Source organism: Cellulosimicrobium sp. SL-1 (genome assembly GCF_011033075.1).
Classification (GTDB): domain Bacteria; phylum Actinomycetota; class Actinomycetes; order Actinomycetales; family Cellulomonadaceae; genus Cellulosimicrobium; species Cellulosimicrobium funkei.
The window spans coordinates 23,223-43,562 of the sequence record NZ_JAACJC010000003.1 but is presented as its reverse complement, the minus strand read 5'-3'; the positions used below and the strand labels follow the sequence as shown (position 1 = coordinate 43,562).

Annotated in this window: 17 protein-coding genes; 7 read left to right on the top strand and 10 right to left on the bottom strand. The window is 73.9% G+C overall.

The genetic code is table 11. The annotated features are described in order from the left end of the window. Nucleotides 1-19: 19 nt before the first annotated feature. The 8 genes from GWJ10_RS04885 to GWJ10_RS04850 all read right to left on the bottom strand — a co-directional run bounded on the left by GWJ10_RS04885 (nt 20) and on the right by GWJ10_RS04850 (nt 12,152). Nucleotides 20-1,294 (bottom strand): sugar ABC transporter substrate-binding protein, encoded by a 1,275-nt coding sequence (locus GWJ10_RS04885; RefSeq protein WP_163185718.1) that lies wholly within the window; start codon nt 1,292-1,294, stop codon nt 20-22. 103 nt (nt 1,295-1,397) lie between these two features. Beyond that, entirely contained in the window at nt 1,398-2,819 is a 1,422-nt protein-coding gene (locus GWJ10_RS04880; protein ID WP_163185715.1) for a Gfo/Idh/MocA family oxidoreductase, read from the bottom strand. Between the two features lie 382 nt (nt 2,820-3,201). Further along, nucleotides 3,202-5,421: a peptidase C14 gene (locus GWJ10_RS04875; RefSeq protein WP_206158343.1), complete on the bottom strand. Its 2,220-nt coding sequence runs from the start codon at nt 5,419-5,421 to the stop codon at nt 3,202-3,204. A gap of 86 nt (nt 5,422-5,507) precedes the next feature. Next, a complete protein-coding gene (locus GWJ10_RS04870; protein ID WP_206158342.1) occupies nt 5,508-7,778 on the bottom strand; it encodes a peptidase C14 in 2,271 nt (756 codons plus the stop codon). An 887-nt stretch (nt 7,779-8,665) separates the two neighbouring features. Continuing rightward, nucleotides 8,666-9,730 carry a GNAT family N-acetyltransferase gene (locus GWJ10_RS04865; RefSeq protein WP_163185713.1) on the bottom strand — a complete coding sequence of 355 codons (1,065 nt, stop codon included), beginning with the start codon at nt 9,728-9,730 and terminating at the stop codon, nt 8,666-8,668. Between the two features lie 164 nt (nt 9,731-9,894). Next, nucleotides 9,895-10,047 carry a hypothetical protein gene (locus GWJ10_RS04860; protein ID WP_163185710.1) on the bottom strand — a complete coding sequence of 51 codons (153 nt, stop codon included), beginning with the start codon at nt 10,045-10,047 and terminating at the stop codon, nt 9,895-9,897. A gap of 251 nt (nt 10,048-10,298) precedes the next feature. Continuing rightward, nucleotides 10,299-10,856, bottom strand: a complete 558-nt coding sequence (locus GWJ10_RS04855; protein ID WP_163185707.1) for a hypothetical protein — start codon at nt 10,854-10,856, stop codon at nt 10,299-10,301. A gap of 606 nt (nt 10,857-11,462) precedes the next feature. Beyond that, complete coding sequence (locus tag GWJ10_RS04850) at nt 11,463-12,152, bottom strand: GntR family transcriptional regulator (RefSeq protein ID WP_163185704.1); 690 nt, start codon at nt 12,150-12,152, stop codon at nt 11,463-11,465. Between the two features lie 148 nt (nt 12,153-12,300). On the opposite strand from GWJ10_RS04850, the gene GWJ10_RS04845 reads away from it, so the two are divergent. The 7 genes from GWJ10_RS04845 (at nt 12,301) to GWJ10_RS04815 (ending at nt 19,044) form a co-directional block, all read left to right on the top strand. Next, on the top strand, nt 12,301-13,977 hold the full coding sequence (locus GWJ10_RS04845) for a hypothetical protein (protein WP_163185701.1): 1,677 nt from the start codon (nt 12,301-12,303) through the stop codon (nt 13,975-13,977). Beyond that, nucleotides 13,974-14,771 carry an SDR family NAD(P)-dependent oxidoreductase gene (locus tag GWJ10_RS04840; protein WP_061266643.1) on the top strand — a complete coding sequence of 266 codons (798 nt, stop codon included), beginning with the start codon at nt 13,974-13,976 and terminating at the stop codon, nt 14,769-14,771. Before GWJ10_RS04845 ends, GWJ10_RS04840 begins: the two co-directional genes overlap by 4 nt. Beyond that, nucleotides 14,768-16,084, top strand: a complete 1,317-nt coding sequence (locus tag GWJ10_RS04835) for an enolase C-terminal domain-like protein (RefSeq protein ID WP_241005671.1) — start codon at nt 14,768-14,770, stop codon at nt 16,082-16,084. The genes GWJ10_RS04840 and GWJ10_RS04835 overlap by 4 nt, the downstream gene beginning before the upstream one ends. Then, the gene (locus GWJ10_RS04830) at nt 16,081-16,920 is read left to right on the top strand and encodes an SDR family oxidoreductase (protein ID WP_163185698.1); all 840 of its coding nucleotides are present in this window, start codon (nt 16,081-16,083) and stop codon (nt 16,918-16,920) included. The genes GWJ10_RS04835 and GWJ10_RS04830 overlap by 4 nt, the downstream gene beginning before the upstream one ends. 431 nt (nt 16,921-17,351) lie before the next feature. Next, the gene (locus GWJ10_RS04825) at nt 17,352-17,894 is read left to right on the top strand and encodes a SipW-dependent-type signal peptide-containing protein (protein WP_163185695.1); all 543 of its coding nucleotides are present in this window, start codon (nt 17,352-17,354) and stop codon (nt 17,892-17,894) included. A gap of 95 nt (nt 17,895-17,989) precedes the next feature. After that, nucleotides 17,990-18,541, top strand: coding sequence for a signal peptidase I (locus GWJ10_RS04820; protein WP_163185692.1), 552 nt, complete (start codon nt 17,990-17,992; stop codon nt 18,539-18,541). After that, nucleotides 18,538-19,044: a hypothetical protein gene (locus tag GWJ10_RS04815; protein WP_163185690.1), complete on the top strand. Its 507-nt coding sequence runs from the start codon at nt 18,538-18,540 to the stop codon at nt 19,042-19,044. The genes GWJ10_RS04820 and GWJ10_RS04815 overlap by 4 nt, the downstream gene beginning before the upstream one ends. A gap of 9 nt (nt 19,045-19,053) precedes the next feature. Here GWJ10_RS04815 and GWJ10_RS04810 read toward each other — a convergent pair whose 3' ends face one another. Then, entirely contained in the window at nt 19,054-19,386 is a 333-nt protein-coding gene (locus GWJ10_RS04810; protein WP_076403330.1) for a nuclear transport factor 2 family protein, read from the bottom strand. A 72-nt stretch (nt 19,387-19,458) separates the two neighbouring features. Further along, nucleotides 19,459-20,271 (bottom strand): SDR family oxidoreductase, encoded by an 813-nt coding sequence (locus GWJ10_RS04805; protein ID WP_163185687.1) that lies wholly within the window; start codon nt 20,269-20,271, stop codon nt 19,459-19,461. Between the last annotated feature and the right edge of the window lie 69 nt (nt 20,272-20,340).

The following is a 20,340-nucleotide window of genomic DNA, read 5'->3' as shown; positions in this document are numbered from 1 at the left end:
GCCCGCGCCGCGGCGTCGGTCAGCCGAGCAGCGGGTTCGCCGCCGCGGCCGCGTCCTTCAGGGCCTGCTCGGGCGTCTTCTCGCCGATGAGCGCGGCCTGGAGCTCCGGGGCGAGCACGCCCATGACCTCACGGGACTTCTCGTTGACCTCGCCGGCCGTCGTGTACTGGAGCGTCTCCTCGAGCGCGGACAGCACCGGGTCGTCGGCGTAGAGGCCCGACTCGCTCTCGTACGGCGAGAACCAGCCGGCGGCCTGGGCGTACTCGGCGCTCACCTCGGGCGAGGTCGCGAACGCGGCCCACTTGCCCGCGGCGTCGAGGCTGTCGGCCGTCTTGAGCACGGACAGCGAGCCGACGGTGCCGAACGCGACCGCCTCGGCCTCCTTGAGCGGCGGAAGGACGACGACGTTCTCCTCGCCCCAGAAGCCCGCGACGTCCGCGGGGCCCTGCTGCCAGGTGCACGCGATCTTGCCCTTGGCGGTGTTCGTCTGCTCGAACGCGGGGATGGTCGTCAGCAGGTCCTTCTCGATGTACCCGCCCTCGGCGAGGTCGACCGCGAACTGCAGCGCCTCGACGCCCTCGGGGGAGTCGAACGCGACCGACGAGCCGTCCTCGGAGAAGACGGACCCGCCCGCCTGCCACAGCAGCGGGTAGAAGGACTCGTTGAGCGTCGCGTCGACCGAGCCCCAGTAGTTGGTGACGTCGTAGCCGGCGGCCTGGAACGTCGGCGCGAGCGCCATGAGGTCGTCCCACGTCTCGGGGTAGTTCCCCGCCTCGCCGACGGCCTCGAACGCCGCGGCGTTGCACACGAGCGGCTTGCTGTTCATGATCAGCGGCGAGCCGAGCATCGCGCCGTCGACCGTGACGGCCTTCGACGCGTTCTCGCGCAGGTCGCCCACCTGGTCCGTGACGTAGTTGTCCACGGCGGCGAGGGACTTGCCGTACTTCGGGATCTGGTCCGGGATGAGGTAGACGACGTCGGGGCCCTTGTTGCCCGCGATCGCGGTCGCGAGCGTCTCGTCGCGGCCGGCCCACGGGTAGATCTCGACCTTGACGTCGACGTCGGGGTTCTCCTCCTGGAACGCGGCGACCTGCTCGTCCCAGAAGGCCTTGTGGGCGGCCTCGTCGGCGATGACGGGGTAGGTCCACATGGTGACGGAGCCGGACGCGGTGCCGTCCTCGGGCGTGGGGGTGGAGCTGCCGGCGCCGGCACCGCCGGCGCAGGCGCTCAGCGCGCCGAGCGTGCCGACCGCGAGCGCGGCGGTCCAGAGGCGCTTCGTCGTGCGCAGGGTCATCGACGTGTCTCCTTGGTGAGGTCCCGCCCGGGTGGGCGGGTGGGGGTGGGGGTGCTGCTGGGCGGTGTGGTGCTGTGGTGGTGCGGTCGTCGGGCCCGGCGCGTCAGCGCGCCGGGACGTCGACGACGGTGCGCCGGTGGCGCGACTCCTCGGCCGCGAACACGGCGAGGTGGCTCTGCAGGGACTCGACGGCGCCCGACCGGACGTGGCTCGGGTCCCCCGTCGCGACGGCGCGCACGAACGCGTCCATCACCCCCGAGTCGCCGCCGCCGTGGTCGTCGGCGGCGTTCGTGGCGCCGTGGTGGCCGCCGTCGTGCACGGTGACGCTGCCGTCGCGGAAGTCGGTCACGCGGACCTTCTCCCCGTCGCCGTCGAGGCACCCGTGGGTGCCGAAGATCTGGGTCTTGCGGTGGTCCTGCTCGGAGAACGCGGTCATGGTGAACGTCGCCGCGCCGCCGCCCTCGAGCTCCATGGCGACGACCTGGTGGTCGACGACGTCGTTGTCCGAGGCGTAGACGCAGCGGCCGTAGTCGGTCGTGCGCAGCGCCTCGACGACGCCCGCCTCGTCGGTCGCGTCCGTGATGACGGAGACCGGCCAGATCGGGCCCTTCTCGCGCAGCGTCGACAGGTACAGGCGCGGGGCCGAGTACGGGCACGTCGGCTCGAGCGGGCAGTCCAGGCAGCGGTCCGCCGCGCCCACGGGCCGCTCCTCGGGCCGGAAGTGCTTCAGGGAGCCGAAGCTCGCGACCGTCGCGATCCGCTTGCCCGTGACGTAGCGGATCCAGTCGAGGTCGTGGCTCGACTTCGCGAGGAGCATCGGGCTCGACGTCTTCTCGGAGCGCCAGGGGCCGCGCACGTAGGAGTGGGCGTCGTGCCACCAGCCGACGGGCTCGAGGTGCTGGACGTTGACGATCTCGCCCAGGACGCCCGAGTCGACGACGGACTTCACGAGGTCCGTGTACGGCATGTAGCGCATCACGTGGCAGACGCCGAAGAGCACGCCCGACGCCTCGACCGCGTCGACGACGTCCCGGCACTCCTCCGGGCTCGGCGCGAGCGGCTTCTCGACGAGGATCGCGTACCCCTGCGGCGCGAGCGCGACGACGGGGTCGCGGTGCTCGCGGTCCTGCGTCGCGACGATCACCATGTCCGCGACCCGGCCCGTGCCCCCCGCGGCCCGGTCGGCGTCGCCCGCGGCGACGAGGTCCTGCCAGCCGGCGAACTCTGCGACCTGCGGGCGCGCCGCTCCTAGGCCGACGGCGGGCGCGGACGTGTCGGCGGCGAGCGCGGCGGCGGTGGTGGCGGCCGGCGTGACAGCCGGGTCGGCGGGGCCGCCGGTCTGGGCCGCGGCGGTCTGGGCCGCGACGGCCTGGTCGACGACGAGCCCGCGCTGGTGCGCCCGAGGGTCGGCGACGGCGACCAGACGGGCGCGCTCCGGGTGCTCGGCGATCCAGCGCGCGTACGTCTGTCCGCGGTTCCCGGCGCCGACGAGGGCGACGGTGACAGGCTGGGGGGTGGGGGTCACGTGTGCGGTCCTTGCTCCGTTGCGATGGTCCTGCGGGGCGGGGGTCTCCCGGCCCTGGCAGGCCTCGTTTGCTATTTGCTATAGCAAGCCTGCCATGCCGATGTTACGCCAGATCGGCGCTCGTGTTAACTCGCGCACGACGCGATGCGGAGTTGTGACCTTTCGTGCCGCGGCTCGGGGTGCCGGCGCGGTGGTCGTCGTGGGCCGGGGCCGGGGGTGGTGAGTGCGGGTCTACCATCCGCGCTGCTCGTTCCTCGCGGCGCTCCCGCCAGGCCCGCCACGACCCGCACTCACCACCCCCGGCCCCTTCGTCGTCCCACCTCGCGCGCTGCTCCCGCGCCGGGGTGCGCCCGGCGGGGAGAGCGGCGTGGGTGCGGGCGCGTCAGACGACGAGGTTGCCCGTCGTGACGACGCGGTCGCCGTCGTCGGGGAACGCCGTGCGGGTGACGTCCTGCTCGACGTTGCCGCTGTGGAGGACGAACGAGTCGCCCCCCAGGGCGGACGGTGCGAGCGCCAGGGTGCCGCCCGCGAAGGTCGAGCCCGTGGCGGACCACTTGTTGATGCCGGCGTCGAGGTTCACGTGCCCAGTGTCGCCCGACGGCGCGGTGCTCCGGACGCCGTCCAGCGCCCAGGTGACCGGCTTGTCCGCCTTGGCCCTGCGCAGGAAGCTCCCGCCCGCCGGCTTGCCCTCGAGGCGGGCGCCGCCGTCGAGCCGGACGGTCTGCTCGGCCGCGCCCGCCGCGACGAGGGCGACGCTGCGCACGACGCCGCCGCGCACCGTGAGGTCGCCGCTCACCGTCACCGTGCCCTCGCCCTCGGCCGCCTCGAGCGTGCACGTGTCCAGCACGACGGCGCCCTTCCCGGCGAACGACGCGTTCTTCAGCCCGTTCAGGGTCGTGCGCACGAGGTGCACCGGGTTCGTGACGTTCGCCTGGGTGATCGCGGTGTCCGGCAGGACCGCGAAGCGCGACCCCTCGATGACGTTGGGCCGCTTCGACAGCGCCGAGGCCTGGGAGATGATCAGGGTGTCGTCGGCCTGGCAGCCGCGGAGCTGCACGCCGTCGGCGTTGACCCACAGCATCCCCGAGCCCGCGAGGCCGTCCTTGCGGATGACCTGCACGTCCTCGAGCGTGAGGTCGGTGACCTTGACGCGTGCGACGAACCACGAGCACACGTGCCGCGTCACCGTGATGCGCTTGGCCGCGCCACCCCAGGCCGCGCCCGAGTTGGCGAACGTCATGAGCCCCGAGTTCCCCACGTACGTGAGGTCGTGCTCGTACTGGCCGTGCGTGACGAACGGGCCCTGGTCGTCGCCGTCGCCGTGGCAGTTCTCCACGAGCCCGTACGACGACGCGGTCCAGTCGTTGAGGTGCCGCGCGTTGGTCGTGTGGCAGTCCACCACGTGCCCGTAGTTGCAGTAGATCTGCTGCGTCAGGTAGCCCGCGCCGCCCCACGTGACCGACGCCGGGTTGGTCAGCGAGCAGCCCGCCGTGCGGAAGAACGTGCTCCACCGGCGCATGACGAGCGGCCAGAACGTCGCGACGCCGTGCACGTTCTCCACGTCGCAGCGCACCGCGTACTCGTAGGCGATCGGGTGCGAGCCCGTGTACTGGTCGCCGTCGGGCCGGCCGCGGAAGGCGAGGTTGCGCACGTGCACCTGCTCGACGGGCTCCACCCGCGTCCACGTGAGCGTGCGGCCCTTCGCGAGCGACCAGCCCGCCTTGTAGTTGACGCGCACGTGGGTGGCGTCGACGATCTGCGTGATCTGGACGAGGCGCTGGAGCTCGCGCTCCCACCGGCCGGCGAGCGCGTTGACCTCGACCGCGTACCACTGGCCCACCTCGAACTGCGAGGAGTCCGCGACCTCGTAGTCGTCGCGCAGCTCCGGCATCGTCGCCGTGAGGGTGTTCTTCCGGACGTCCTCCGTGACCTTCCCGCGGAAGAACAGCACGGCCGCGAAGGGGTCGTCCTGCCCGGCGTCCTCGATGCCCTCGGTCGTCATGAGGTGGTTGCCGAAGTCGAGCTCGAGGTTCGAGCGCGTGAACGTGTGGCGCCGCGTGAAGTTGAGGTCCGTGTGCGCCTCGATGCGGGTGACGCTCGGGTCGTTCACGAGGGCGTCGAGCGCGTCGTCGGCGGGGTTCTCGGGGCCGAAGAGGCCGAACCAGCGGAAGTCTCCGGTGCCGGTGTGCAGGGTGTGCCAGCGGCCCTTGGCTCCTGCGTCGGTCGGGGCGAGGACGGTGCCGCCGTTGGCGGCGGCGGTGGACCTCGCGTCGTAGCGCAGGAGCCGGGCGGCGCCGTCGCCCGGGGTCGCGTGGCCGAGGAGCTGGGCGACGGCGCCGTCGTCGAGCTTCTTGGCCTTCCAGCCCGTGAGCTCGGCGACGGTAGCGGCGACGAGGACCTCGGCGTCGGGCTTGTCGTCCTTCTTCGCCGCGAGCGGCGCGCCGACGAGGGGCGCCGCGTGGGCGCTGCCGCTGCCGAGGGCGACGGCGCCCGCGGCGAGGGAGGCGATGCCGGCGACGCGCAGCAGGTTGCGCCGCGAGGGCGGCTGGGCGGCCTCGCCCGGCGCGGCCGTCGTCGGCTCGGTCGTGGTCTCGAGGGTCATGGGGGTGTCCTTTCGTCGGCCCGGCGCGACGGCGCGGGTGTCGGTGGGGAGGCGGGAACAGGGTGCCCGGGCGTCGCCCGGGCGGGTCACAGGGTGAGGTTCGCGTCGACGAGCACGCCGTCGCCCGCGGTCGGCAGGCCCGCGCGGTCGACGCCGGTCTCGACGTTGCGGGCATGGAGGACGCGCACGCCGTCGGGCAGGTCGAGGCGACCGCCCGTGAACCGCGACCCGGTCGCGGCGTAGCGGTCGCCGGAGCGCAGCGCGACGTGCGCCGTGCCGTCGGCGGCCCGCAGGTCGGCGCCGCGGAGCGTGACGTCCACGGCCCCCGCGCCGGTGCCGCGCGAGACGAGGGCCCCGGCCGTCGTCGTGCCGGCCGCCCGGACGCCGTCGAGCACGAGCCGCTGGTCGCGTGCGCCGCTGAGCCGCACGCCCACGCCCTGCCACGACCCGCCCGTGACGGTGACGTCCGCCGAGCCGAGGTCGACGGGCGCGGCCGGGGCGTCGTCCGTGCCGCCGACGAGCTCGCAGTCGGTGAACGTCACGGGGCCGGCGCCGCGCAGGATCGTGCCGTCCACGCCGGTGATGCGGGTGCGCACGAAGTGCACGGGGTTCGTCACCGGCGTCTGGTGCAGCACGGACCCCGCAGGAAGCGCGAACGCGCAGTCCTCGACGACCGTCAGGCGCCGCGACAGCGACGACCGCTGCCCGACGGCGAAGAAGCCGGCCGTGCAGCCGCGCACCTGCGCGCCGTCGGCGTTGATCGTGAGCGTCGCCTGCGGGTCGAACGTCGACCGCGCGACCAGGTGCACGTCCTCGAGCGTGAGGTCCGTGATCTTGGTGCCCGCGACGAACCACGAGCACGTGTGGTGCTTGACCGTGATGCGCTTGGCCGCCGTGCCCCACTGACCGCCCGAGTTGGCGATGTCCATGAGCCCGCTGTTGCCGACGAACACGAGGTCGTGCTCGTACTGGCCGTGGGTCGTGAAGGGGTTGCCGCCCTGGTCGTCCCCGTCGCCGTGGCAGTTCTCCACGAGGCAGTACGCCGACGCCGTGAGGTCGTTGAGGTGCCGCGCGTTGTGGCTCGTGCAGTCGGAGACCCGCCCGTACAGGCAGTAGATCTGCTGCGTGAGGTAGCCGGCGCCGCCGTAGAACACCGTCGGCGGGTTGGCGACCGAGCACCGCTCGGTGACGAAGTGGGTGTTCCAGCGCCGCATGATCACCGGCCACCACGTGCGGTGGCCGTGCACGTCCGAGACGTCGCAGCGCACCGCGTACTCGAACGCGACGGGGTGCGAGCCGGTCATCTCGCGGTCGTCGGGCAGCTCGCCGTTCGCCGGGCCGTCGAAGGGCCCGGACCCGTGGAACGTCATCGCGCGCACGTGCACCTGCTCGACGGGCTCGACGCGCGTCCAGGTGAGCACGCGCCCGGCGGGCAGCTCCCAGCCGTTCTTGTAGTCGACGCGGACGTGCGTCGCGTCGACCACCTGCGTGACCTGGACCAGGCGCTGGAGCTCGCGCTCGTCCCCGCCGCCGCCCGGGCGCTCGTCCGAGCGCAGCGCCCACCACTGCCCGACGGCGAACGCGCCCGCGTCCGCGACCTCGAAGACGTCCGTGAGGTCGGGGAGCGTCGTGGCGAGCGTGCGCTGCTGCGTCTCGTCGGTCACGCGACCCTGGAAGAACAGGACCGCGCCGAACGGGTTGTCGTGGGCGTTGCGCTCGATGCCCTCCGTCGTGACCGTGCGCCCGCCGAAGTCGAGCTCGAGGTTCGAGCGGGTGTAGGTGTGGCGTCGGGTGAAGTTGAGGTCGGTGCGGGCCTCGATGCGGGTGATGCTGGGGTCGTTCACGAGGGCGTCGAGGGCGTCGTCGGCGGGGTTCTCGGGGCCGAAGAGTCCGTACCAGCGGAAGTCCGCGGTGCCGGTGTGGACGGTGTGCCAGCGGCCGGTGGCACCGGCGTCGCTGGGGGCGAGGACGGTGCCGCCGTTCGGGGCCGCGGTGGACCGCGCGTCGTAGCGCAGGAGCCGGGCGGCGCCGTCGCCCGGGGTCGCGTGGCCGAGGAGCTGGGCGACGGCGCCGTCGTCGAGCTTCTTGGCCTTCCAGCCGGTGAGCTGCGCGACGGTGGCGGCGACGAGGACCTCGTCGTCGGGCTTGTCGTTCTTGCTCGCGGGGAGCGTGCCGGCGAGGGGCGCCGCGTGCGCGCTGCCGGCGCCGAGCGCGACGGCGCCCGCGGCGAGCGAGGCCATGCCGGCGACGCGCAGCAGGTGGCGGCGCGAGGGCGACGACGCCGCCTCGGCGGTCGTGGGGTCGGTCGCGCCGAGGTCGTCGGACGCGGGGCGGGTCTGGGATCGGGGAGTGGACAACGGGGGCACCCTTCGTGACGTCGGGAGGACGCCGTGCGGGCGGGCGACGCGGTGGCTCCGGCGGCCCGGGGCTGCGGGGTGTTCCGGGGGAGCGGTGCTGCGGGGGTCGTGCGGTTCCGGTGCTGGGTCGGGGGTCAGCGGGTTCGTGCGCGTCGTTGCGACGGTGAACCGGACTCTCGGAGAGTAGCGGGATGCTATGGCATCGTCAAGGGCAGATCGAAGGGCGTCGGCGCAGGTCAGAGCGGTTGCCGAGCAAGAACGATTGCCATAGCAATTGAACAGAGGCGGAGCTCGGCACGCAGGCCGCGCCGAGGTAGAGCCGTGGTCGCGCGAGGTAGAGCCGTGGTTGCGCGAGGTAGAACTCCGGTCGCGCGAGGTCGAACCGTGGTTGCGCGAGGTAGAGGTCTGGTCACGCGAGGTAGAGCCGTGGTGTGACCCGCGGCGCGCGCGGGCTTGGGTCGGCGCGCCGTCGGTCGGTCTGGCGGTCGTGGTCCGGGAGGCCCGGCTCGATCGCCTCTTCACCTCCATGTCCGCCCGCCACTCTGCGACCGCCGGGCCTGGGGGCTCCCTGTGGCGGCCCGGCGCCTCGTCGACCAGGCCGTCCCGGCGGGTCGAGCAGGCGAAACGGGTGCGTGAGGCGACCTGGACGCGCCCGGACCGCCTGATCGACGTAGCGGTGCCATGCTGCGACACGGAAATGTCGCATGCGTGCACAGCGACGACCTGGACCGATCCCCCCGTCCCCAGCACGCGCCGTCGGGCGCCAGAGCGGGGTTCTCCGTTTCGGCCCACCATGGCTCTACCTCGGCGAACCGCGGCTCTACCTCGTTGACCTGCGGCTCTACCTCGGCGGGCCGGGGCTCTACGTCGAGGGGTGGGTCAGCGGGTCAGAGGTAGTCGCCGGGCCAGTGGAAGGCCACCCCGGCCGCGGCGGCGTCGCGGAGGTGCGCGACGACGTCGGCCGCTGCGTGGACGGGCCGGAGCATGCCGGTCGTGTCGGTCGCGGCGACGGGCGCGTCGAGCACCGCGGCGGCGAAGCGGTCGGTCAGGGCGTGCGCGGGGAGGCGCACCTCGACGGCGGGGGAGCCGTGCAGGTGCGCGCGGTGGAGCATGGTGCGCGCGAGGGCGTCGACGACGTCGTGCGCGCGGTCCGAGGCCGGGTCGACGCCGAGCTCGCGGACCTTCAGCACGCCTGGCTCGGGCTCGAGGACGAGGTAGCCCACGACCTCCCCGTCGGCTGCCCGTGCGGTGAACACCTCGGCGCCTGAGTACCAGAGCGGGATGCGCCGCTCCCAGTGCTCGGCGGTGCGTCGGACGGCGAGGGGGCGCGGCCCGTCCGCCACGGTGTCGAACGCGTCGTGCAGCGCGGCGAGCTGCTCCCACCGCAGCGCGACCGACCACGCGGGCCACGGGACGCCGGGCAGGCGTTCGGTGCGGGTCCGCACGGGGGCGTCGCCCACGAGGTCCGACGGCGCGGCACCCGTCGGGAGCCCGTCGTCGTCGAGGTCTTCCCGTCCGGTGTCCGGCTCGTCGGCCGGACGCGGTGCACCGCGCTGGAGCGGCACGTCGAACGTCTCGAAGCCGCTCGACCGGTAGACGTCCGGGGTGCCGGTGAACAGCAACGCGACGTCCGCGCCGTCCTGCTCCATCTGCTCGACGGCCCGCGCGAGCAGCGCGCGGACGAGGCCCCGGCCCCGCGCCTCGGGGGCGGTCGCGACGTTCGCGACGCCGCCCGCCCGGAGGGTGCCGCCGTCGGGCCCGCCGAGCTCGCGCGGGGTCCAGTACACCGAGCCCACGACGCGGCCGTCGTCCGGGTCGACGGCGACGTGCGTGCGGTCGAGCCGGCCGTCGTCCGTCTCGTAGACCGACACCATGAGCGGCGCGTCGAACGCGCGGTCCCACAGCGCCAAGAGCGCGGGGACGTCGTCGGGCGTGGCGGTGCGCAGGTGCATGGCAGTCCAGGGTCCGGGCCGGTGTTGACGGGATGCTATAGCAAAAGTAGGGTCGCGGGACGACCGTCGGCGTGCGACGCGACGGACCGTGCGGGCCGGGCTGGGCGCGCACGAACGCCCCGGATGGCGGCGGTGCCGCCATCCGGGCTCCTGCCCGCCTGAGCTCAGGCGAGCCGACGGGCCGCCTGCCGGACGGACGGGCGCGGGTCGTCCGCCGCGAGCGCCGCGTACGTCGCGAACCGGGGAGACCCCACCTCGTGCAGGACGTGCAGCGCGACGATCTGCTGGTGCTCGAGGCTGGACGTATTGGCATTCAAGGGCTGGCGGCAGATCCTGCAATCCCACCATCACCTCTGGGCATCACCTCGCGGGAAAGGACGCACAGAGAGCATTGGTGATGCGATCAAGTCCGAATTGCTCCCCCCGCAAGCTCTGGCGTGGACCCATGCGCACGCCTCGCTCGATCGAGCAGGACGGCGGCCGCATCCCGATGTGGGCCGAAACCATGACCCGCCGCGACTGAGCCCGGTAGCCGTGCCGCCGACCGGCACGCCGGTTCGGGCTCTTGCTACCCCGTATAGCAGGAGAAGTCGTTGCCGAGGAACGAACTCGTCGTCACGGAAGCGTTGACATAGCTGCCGCCCCGACCGAGGCACTCCTCCACCTTAGGTACCCACCACCTGCTGTCCTCGCTCGAGTTGAGAACCGTAGAGCGCTGCTCGATGTCTGCCTCTCGCGCAGCCACCGCGTCCTCGCGAGCCTTGATGTCGGCCTCGCGCGGCGACACCTCGTTCTCTCGGGTCGCGACTGCCGCCTCTGCCGCCGCGAGGTCCGCCTCTCGAGACTTGCGGTCTTCGTTCTCCGAAGAGACCTCTGCGAGGCGAGACTGCGCGATCTCCAGCTCATCTTGAAGATCGTCGCGCGTCTCGCGAAGATCGAGCACCTTCTCCGCTTCCTGAACGGTGACCTGGTGCTGCGCGATCCAGGCACTGACAGCACCGAGGAGGAGTACCGCCATGGCGGCGATGATGATCAGGAGCATCCGGTTCTTCGTGATGTACGCCCCCGTGCGGTTCTGCGGGGTGCCTGCCGTGGCAGGGGGCGGGGGTACCGGAGGGGTGCTCATGGGGGACTCTTCTCTCGCGCGATGGATCAGGACGAGGATCCCCCACGAACGGGCCGGCGGACGAGTCGCTATGGGGTGAAATCGTCTGCGAGGTCGATTCGCCACCTCGGTGGCTCCGCCGCTGCTGAGGTCTGCGTGAGTAGCATGGCGCGCCGCCGTGAGGCAGGGGATCGTGCCCGCTGGTTCCCCTGAGCGTCTAGCCAACGAGCGCCTTCAGCAAGGTCGAAGCGCCAGGCCCCGCCAACTCCGTTACGGGGACAGCTTCTCCGCGCGGGCCGCCGTATCCACCCTCGCCCGAGAGGCTCCCAGTAGTTCAGCAAGTTTCTCGCGGTGGCCAGTCGTTCCTCTGCCATACGCGCCACAATCGTGGCGCGGTCAAACCCGGTCCGAGCACTCTGCCCGGATAGGCATAAGTCGCCGCCGGCAGACCGCCTTCGGTGTGTGCAGAACTCGAGAGAGCCCACTCCCCAGTCCGCAGAGGGACCGCAAGAGGGCCCACGGTGCCACGCTATGGCACGCACGGGTCAACGGCGGATCAGCCGGACGATCCGAACGCCCTCCATCGACGCCCAGCCCTCAGGCGGCGCTGCGCGGACGCCGCGGCCCTCAGCCGTTCGCCGCGGCGGGCTCGGCCTCGTCGTCCGTGTGGCTCGCGAGGCGCGCGGCGGCCTCGCCGATGTGCTCGGCCATGACGCGCTGGGCCGTGTCCGGGTCGCCGCCCGCGATGGCGTCGACGATGAGGTCGTGGGTGCGCGCGTGCGCGACGCGGGCCTCGGGTTCGAGCGCGGCGTTCGCGGCGCGCAGGAAGCCGGTGATGCGGCTGCGGAGCTGCGCGTTGAGCGTCATGAGCATGCGGTGGTCGGCCATCTGCCAGAGCTGCTCGTGGAAGCGCCGGTCGAGCTCGAAGACGCGGGCGTTGCTGCCCTTCTCTGCCGCCTGGACCATCTGCTGGACCGTCTTGCGCAGCTTCGCCTCCTTCGCCGGGTCCCAGGCGTCCTGGACCCGCACGACGGCGAACTGCTCCAGCAGGGTGCGCAGGCTCGAGATCTCCTCGAGGTCGCGGCTCGTGAGCGCGGCGACGCGCGCGCCACGGTGGGGGAGCCGTTCGACGAGGCCTTCCTGGGTCAGGCGCGTGAGCGCCTCGCGTACCGGGATGTGGCTCGTGCCGAGGCGTTCGGCGAGCTTGCGCTCGACGAGCCGCTCGCCCGGCGCGAGGTCGCCGCTGAAGATCGCCTCGCGCAGCTCGACCGTGACGCGGTCGGCGACGTTCTGGTCCGGCACGCTCTTGAGCGCCATGGTTTCTCCGTGGTGTCGTGGGGGCGGCGGGCTCGGATCGTCGAGGGTCGGGCGCCGCTGAAGGATAGCGGCCACGGTGCCGTCCCGGGGGCGTCTCGACGAGACAACATGCTATAGCATCGGCACTCCCGAGCCCAGAGGAGGTGCGATGGTCGCCCTGCACACGCGGGCCCCCGTCCCCGCGTTCGTCGGCCTGGCCGGCGTCGCCGTCCGCGACGTGACGCCCGCCCCGGGCATCCGGGCGCGCAACTGGGGCCCGGCGGACTGGGACGTCTCCGAGGGCGCCCACCGCGCGATGACGCTGACTGCCGTCGCGCTCGCGGAGGAGCGCCCCGACCCCGGGGCCTCCGAGCCCTTCGTCCTCGTGACGATCGACGGCACGTGGTGGCGCCGGGTCGACGACGAGGCGATCCTGCGCGCGACCGTCCTCGACGCGACCGGGCTGCCCGTCGAGCGCCTGCTCGTCTCCCTCTCCCACACGCACGCCGGGCCGGTCCTGTGCTCGGGCGACGCCGACCTCGCGGGCGGCGACCGCGGCGTCACCTACCTGCACGACCTCGCGCGCGCCGCGGCCGACGCCGCCGTGGAGGCGGTCGCGTCGCTCCGGCCCGCGACCCTCGAGTGGACGACCGGCCGCTGCGGCCTCGCGTCCAACCGCGAGGCGCTGCTCGACGGCTGCGCGGCCGGGGATGCGGGCACGACCGCGGGAGCCGCTGCGGCGAGCAGGCCGCCCCGGCCGCTCGTCGGCTTCAACCCCGACGCCGGCACCCCGCGCTCGCCCGGCGCCGACCCCGCGGACGACACGGTCGTCGTCGGGCGCCTCACCGCACGCCCGGCGCCCGCCGGGGAGACGCGGCCCGACGGCGCCGCGCCCGCAGGCGAGGACGTCACCCTCGCGACGATCGTCAACTACGCGTGCCACCCGACGACGCTCGCCTGGCAGAACCGGCTCGTCTCGCCCGACTACGTGGGCGCGATGCGCGACCTCGTCGAACGCGAGACGGGCGCTCCCGTCGCGTTCCTGCAGGGCGCGTCGGGCGAGCTCGCGCCGCGCGAGCAGTACACGGGCGACACCGCCGTCGCGGACCGGCACGGCACCTCGCTCGGCCATGCCGTGCTCGCGGCGCTCGCCGAGCTCCCGCCGCCGGGCACGGAGCTGGAGCTGACCCACGTCGTCGAGTCCGGCGCGCCGCTCGCGGTCTGGGAGCCCGCGCCGTCGGCCGCGCTCCCGGGCATCGGGACCGGCCCCGGCACCGGCACCGATGCCCGGCCCGACGCACGGACGCTCGCCGCCGTGGCGGAGCCCGTCACGCTCGACCTGCGCGACCTCCCGACGTGGGACGAGCTCGAGGCCGAGTGGGCCGACATCGACCCGCGCTCGCGCGAGGAGCGCCTGCGCCGCGCGCGGAACCTGCGCGACGGCTACGTCACCGGCCCGACCGTCCAGCACCCCACGTGGGTGTGGCGCGTCGGTGAGGCGCTGCTCGTCGCGCACCCGGGCGAGGCGTACTCGCGCCTCCAGCGCACGGTGCGCGCCCATGCCGGGACGCGGCCGGTCGTCGTCGCGAACCTCACCAACGGGCCCGGCTTCGTCTACCTGCCCACCCGCGAGGCGTACGACGTCGGCGCCTACCAGGCGTGGCAGTCGCCGCTCGCGCCGGGCTCGCTCGAACGCCTGGAGCGGCACGCGTGCGCCGTCGTCGACGACGTGCTCGCCGATGCCGCCGCCTGGCCGCCCGGCGTCGCCGCACCCGCCGCACCGCCACCCGCCGCACCGACGTCCGCCGCGCCCCCGACCCGTCCCGTCCCCGAGGAGGACCAGTGACCACCCCCGCCCTCGACGCCCCGCGCGTCCCGCTCGCCGTCGTCACCGGGGGAGCGGCCGGCATCGGCCGTGCCGTCGCCGAGCGCCTCGCGACCGACGGGTTCCGGGTCGTGTGCGCGGACGTCGTGCAGCACGACCTCCCCGCGCTCGACCTCGGCGCCGTCCCCGACGCGCCCGGGCTCGTGTGGGCCCCGCTCGACGTCACCGACCACGCCGCCGTGCGCGCCGCGTTCGACGGCCTCGCCGCGGCGTTCGGCGGGATCGACGCGCTCGTCAACAACGCGGGCATCCAGCGCCACCGCGCGCTCGAGGACCTCACGTGGGACGAGTGGTCGGCCGTCGTGGACGTCAACCTGCACGGCGTCTTCGCGTGCCTCCAGGCCGCGGGTCGCCACATGCTCGCGGCGGGCCGGGGCGCCGTCGTCAACATCTCGTCCGTCTCGGCCCGCGGCTCCGCCGGCCGGGCTCCGTACTCCACGACCAAGGCCGCCGTCATCGGGCTCACCGCGACCGCGGGCGCCGAGTGGGCCGCCCGTGGTGTGCGGGTCAACGCCGTCGCGCCCGGGTACATCGACACGGGCGTGTTCCGCCAGGGCGTCGCCCAGGGCACGCTCTCGGAGGAGACGATCCTCGCGCGCATCCCCGCCCGCCGGCTCGCCCAGCCGGAGGAGATCGGCAACGCGGTGAGCTGGCTCGTGTCCGACCAGGCCGCGTACATGGTCGGGCAGACCGTGTACGTCGACGGCGGGTTCCTCGTCGACTACGGCGTGCCGCTCGCCAAGAAGCCGGAGTGAGCGTGGGGTCCGCCGCGCGCGTCGTCGCCGTCCGCACCGCGACGACGGTCGTCCCGCTGCCGCAGCCGCTGCGCCTCGGCGCGATGACGGTCGAGCGCCGCGAGTACGTCGGCGTGCGCGTCGTCGCCGAGACGGACGACGGCCGCACCGTCGCCGGGGAGTCGTACGCGCTCACGCGCGAGGCACCCATGGCCGAGCTCGTGGACCGGCTCGTCGCCCCGCACGTGGTGGGCCGGGAGGTCGTCGCGTCCGACGGCGTCGCAGCACGTCAGAGCGTCGGCGCCGCCTGGGACGCGGCCCTGCGCGGGTCCGCGATCGTCGGCCGCGTGGGCCTCGTGCGGCGCGCGATCGGCCTGGTCGACGTCGCGCTGTGGGACCTCGCGGGCCGCCTCGCCGGTCGTCCCGTGTGGTCCCTGCTCGACGACGGCCCGCACCTCGCGGGGTCCGCGGAGCCGGGTGTCGGCGGCGACGACCGGGACGTTCCGGCACGTGCCGTCGCCGGGAGTCCCCGCGACGTCTCATCCGGGGCGGCCGTCGCAGTGCCACGCCCCGCGATCCTCGTCGCCGCCTACCCGACGCCCGGCCGCACCGCGCGCGACGTCGCGGACGAGGTGCTCGCGCACGCGCGCGCCGGGTGGCCGCTGCTGAAGATCTCGCGCTCGCCCGACCGCGCGCTCATGCGCGACCTGCTCGCGATCCTGCGCGCCGAGCTGCCCGACGTCACGGGCCGGCCGACCGTCGCAGCCCGCAGCGGCGTCGTCGTCGACGTGGGCTTCGGCTGGCGCGACGCCGACGAGGCGCTCGCGGATCTCGACGCGTGGGGCGTCACGGGTGCGGCGGGGGAGAGCGCGCCCGCGCTCGCGTGGCTCGAGGACCCCCTGCTGCCCGAGGACGCGGTCGGCGCGGCGCGCGTCCGCGACGCGTCCGGGCTGCCGCTCTCCGTGGGCGACGAGGTCACCGACCCCGAGGTCTTCGCCCGGCTCGACGCGCTGGGCGCGCTCGACGTGCCGCGCGTCGACGTCGTCGCGATCGGCGGCGTCACGGCCGCCGACCCGCTCGTGCGCGCGTGGGCCGCGCGGGGGAAGGTCGTGTCCAGCCACGTCTACCCGGAGGTGAGCGTGCACCTGGGCGGAGCGGCGGGCATCGGCGTCGAGACGTTCGACCGCTCGCCCGCGGGCAACCCCTACGACCCCGCGCCGCTGCTCGTGCGCGGCGGTCCCGTGTTCGACGTCGGCCACGCCACCCCGCCCGAGGCGCCCGGCCTGGGCTTCACGCTCGACCCCGACCGCTTCGACCTGGAGGCGACCCCGTGACCGGAACCACGGACGGACCCGCGAGCGAGCACCGCAGCGTCGTCGTCACCGGCAGCGGCAAGGGCATCGGCCGCGCCGTGGCCGCGCGCCTCACCGCCGACGGGTGGACCGTCGTCGGGCTGGAGCGCACCCCGGGCTCGGGGACGGTCGAGGAGGGGGTGTGCGCCGCCGTCGTGCTGGGGGACTCGCGCGACCGCGAGGCCCACCGCGAGGCCGCGCGGACCGCGCGCGACCTCGCGCCGCTCGCCGGATGGGTGAACAACGCGGGCATCACCGTCCGCACGCCGCTGCACGCGCTCGCCGACCCGGAGCGGGCGGCGCAGGTCGAGCAGGACGCGCGCGACGTCGTCGAGATCAACGGTCTCGGCTACCTGTGGGGCTGCGCCGCCGCCGTCGAGGCGTTCACCGACCAGGTGAGCGGCGGGTCGATCGTCAACATCGGCTCGATCCACGGCCGCGCGGCGTTCGCCGACCACGCCGCCTACGAGCTGACCAAGGGCGGCATCGACGCGCTCGCGCGCTCCGTCGCCGTGACGTACGGGCGGTACGGCATCCGCGCCAACACCGTCGCGCCGGGCGGGGTGCGCACCCCGCACCTCGACGCGCAGATCGCCCGCGCCGCCGACCCGGCCGCCGAGGAGCGTGCCCTCGCCGAGGGCCCGCCGCTCGGCCGCATCGCCGAGTCCGCGGAGATCGCCGCGCTCGTCGCGTTCCTGCTGTCCGACGAGGCGGGCTACGTCTCCGGCCAGTCGATCGCCGCCGACGGCGCCTGGACCGCGTCGTTCGGCGACCCGCCCCACGACCCCGACCTCGACGCGCGGTACGGCCTCGCCTGACCGGGCACACGGACCCGACGAGCCCACAGCGTTCGGCGCGAGAAGCGAGTCGTGGCCCCTGGCGGGCTGGCGAAAGAGGCCATTTCTCGCTTCTCGTCCCGTCGTCGCGACGACCGAGCGGACTGCCCACGGCCCGCCGAACGCTTTTTTACGCCCGCCGAACGCTCGTATAATGGCGATCGGTCGACTGGACATCTGGACACCTGTCCAGGGCGCAGTCCCGGCGTGCGGATACCGCTGGGCGAAGGCGCCACGACCGCAGCCAGGGCCATCAGGGCCCGGCGTGACGACATCGCGGGGCGAGGGCGCCACAACCGGTGCCCGGTCCACCTGTGCCCGTGCCCGGCGAGGCGTCCAGCGCTGAACGCTCCCCGCATGACGCACGCGACCGTCCCGCCCGACAGGGCGCTCATGTGGGAGAGGAGCACACTGTGTCCAACATCGAGACCGCCGTCGAGACCGAGCGCCGCGATCGCAAGACCTCCCTGCGCTTCGGGCTCGCCGCAGTCGCAGTCCTCGGTATCGGGACCGCGGCGACGAGCGCCTCGTGGACCGACCAGGCGTGGTTCACCGGCAGCGCCGGGGCCGCCCAGGTCGAGCTGCAGGCGAGCAGCGACGGCACGTCGTGGGTCGACGCCGACACCGTCGGCGACGGGGTGGCCGTCGCGATCGACGAGGCGGCGTTCGCTCGCATGAACCAGGGGGAGACGCGGCAGGTGACGCTGCATCTCAAGAACTCCGGGTCGGTCGACCTCAGCCTCGGCGGGCAGGCCGAGGTCAGCGCCACCGGGTCTCTGTTCGAGGGGTCCGATCCGGCCAGCGCGACGGTGAGCGTCCCGGCCGACGTGCTGTTGTCCCCGGCGGAGACCACGACCGCGACCCTGACGATCACGACCCCGGAGGACTGGGACCCCTCGTACCAGGGTGCGACGGGTGCCCTGACGGTGTCGTTCACCGGCGTCAGCCAGGCGTAGGCGTCGGCTGCCTGCGCTCGGCGCGACGGCTGGGGAGGCTCGGGATCTGCCCAGCCGTCGCGCTCGGTCCTACGTGCTGTTGGAGGTGATGATCCTTGCGCGCGCTGAAAGCCCTCGCTGACGTCCTGGTGTGGACGCTGGCCGTGATCGGCGTGCTCTGCGGCGCCCTGTGGGCGGCCGGCCAGGCAGGCCTGGTCCAACCTCTCGTCGTGGTGTCAGGCTCGATGGAACCGGCGATCATGACCGGCGACCTGCTCCTGGACACCCCCGTGCCTGTGGAGCAGGTCGAGGTCGGCGACGTCGTGTCCCTGCCGAACCCGGTCACCGGGGTGCTGGTCACCCATCGCGTGATCGACATCGCCCAGCAGGAGGACGGCACCTGGCGCGTCCGGATGCAGGGCGACGCGAACGACACCGAGGACGGCGGCGCGTACGTCATCACCGACGACACCGTCCTCAGCCCGCGGTGGCAGGTTCCCGGCGGCGGGGACTTCATCACCCGCCTGACCCGCCCGAGCACGGCCGTGCCGCTGCTCGTCGCCCTGGCCGCGCTCCTCGCGCTCAGCCGGATGCCCGCCGCGCGCACCGAACACGAACCCGCACGCGACCGGCGCCTCAGCCCCCAGCCCTCGCGGAGCGAGCCGTGACCCGGACCCTCCGACGGCTCGCGGGCGCCGCCGCCGCCCTCCTGGTGTGCCTGCTCCTCGTGCAGGTGACCGCTCCCGCCACGACGGCCGCCTGGACGGACGGCGCCACGTTCTCCGCGACGGCCACCGCACGCGACTGGTCGACCGGGAACGGCTGCGAGATCGTCAGCGACGCGTCGGGCGAGGTGGTCGGCAGCTGTGAGGTCTCGGCGGTCGACGTCGCGTATGAGTGGGGAGACCCCGGCGTGGACGGGTACGTCCGTGACGGCGGGATGGTGTTCACCGTCGAGGTCGACGGCTACCAGGGCGCGGAGGGGACCTCCGCGCGCATCACGGTCGACCTCTCGCGCGTCACCGGCACGACGCGGTCGTGGCCGTGGGCCGAGGGCACCGTGCGCATGTACGACGGAGTCGTCGACTCGTGGGACGCGCCGCGGGTCACCTTCACCACGCACGAGTGGCACCCCTCACCGTTCCAGGGGCAGTTCACCGTCGGCGCCTAGGCCGGGGCGTCAGCCCTTGACCATGCTCGCGCGGGTGATGAGGCCGTCGCGGACCTCGAACGTCGCGATGGTCTCGCCGGTGCCGTTCGACGTCGTGACGAGCTCGCGCGCGACGAGCCAGCGGTCGCCGAACGTCACGGACGCGTCGACGACGCAGTGCAGCGCGGTGTCCTCGAACCGGCTCGCGTAGAACGCGCGCAGGGCGTCGCGGCCGACGATCGGCTCGGGGGTCACGCCGCTCACGACGGCGTCGGGCGCGTACGTCGCGCAGAAGCCGTCGAGGTCGCGGACGTTGAAGGCGTCGACCTGGGCGGTGACGACGGCGGACGGGGACGTGCTCATGGGTGCCTCCTCGGGCAGTGGTGGGCGAGTGTCGCGGCGGACCGGCGGACCGGCGGACCGGCGGACCGGCGGTCAGTCGATCCGGACGCCGCCGTTGACGTCGTACGTCGCGCCCGTGACGAACCCGGCGCGCGGGGAGGCGAGGGACGCGACGACCCAGGCGACGTCGTCGGGCGTGCCGAAGTCCCCGAGGGGGATGGACGCGGTGAGCCCGGCGCGCGCGTCGGGGGCGAGCTGGTCGGTGATGGCGCTCGTCACCGGGCCGGGCGTCACGGCGTTCACGCGGATGCCCTCGCTCGCGAGGATGCGCGCGAACGAACGCGTGATCGCGAGGATCGCGGCCTTGCTCGCGGCGTAGTGCACGCCGGTCTTGAGCGCGCCCTGCTCGCCCGCGATGGACGAGAGGTTGACGATCGTGCGGTCGCGCGCGGCACGCTCGTCGGGCGTGACGGTCGCGCCCACCGGCTCGGGCCGGTCCGCGCGCAGCAGCGGGAGCGCGGCGCGCGACAGCACGAACGTGCCGCGCGCGTTCGTCTCCATGACGAGGTCCCACTCGTCGAGCTCGATGTCGTCGAGCGTGCGGTAGGGGCACACGCCGCCGTTGTTGACGAGCACGTCGAGGCGTCCCCAGGCGTCGGTGACCTCGGCGACGAGCGCCTCGACGGACGCGGTGTCGCGCAGGTCGAGGCGCGAGACGCGCGTCGCGGCGCCCTCCTCCTCGCAGCGGGCGGCGGTGGCGCGCGCGCCGGCCTCGCCGCCGGTGTACGTGAGCCAGACGTCGTGCCCGTCGCGCGCGAGCTGGAGTGCGGTGGCGGCACCGATGCCGGAGCTGGCGCCGGTGACGAGGGCGAGGCGGCGGCGGGCGCCGTCCGGGGCAAGGGTCATGAGCCCACGCTATAGCATCCGATCGGCCCGAGGGTTGGTTGAGGGTGCTATTTGCTATAGCATTCCTCG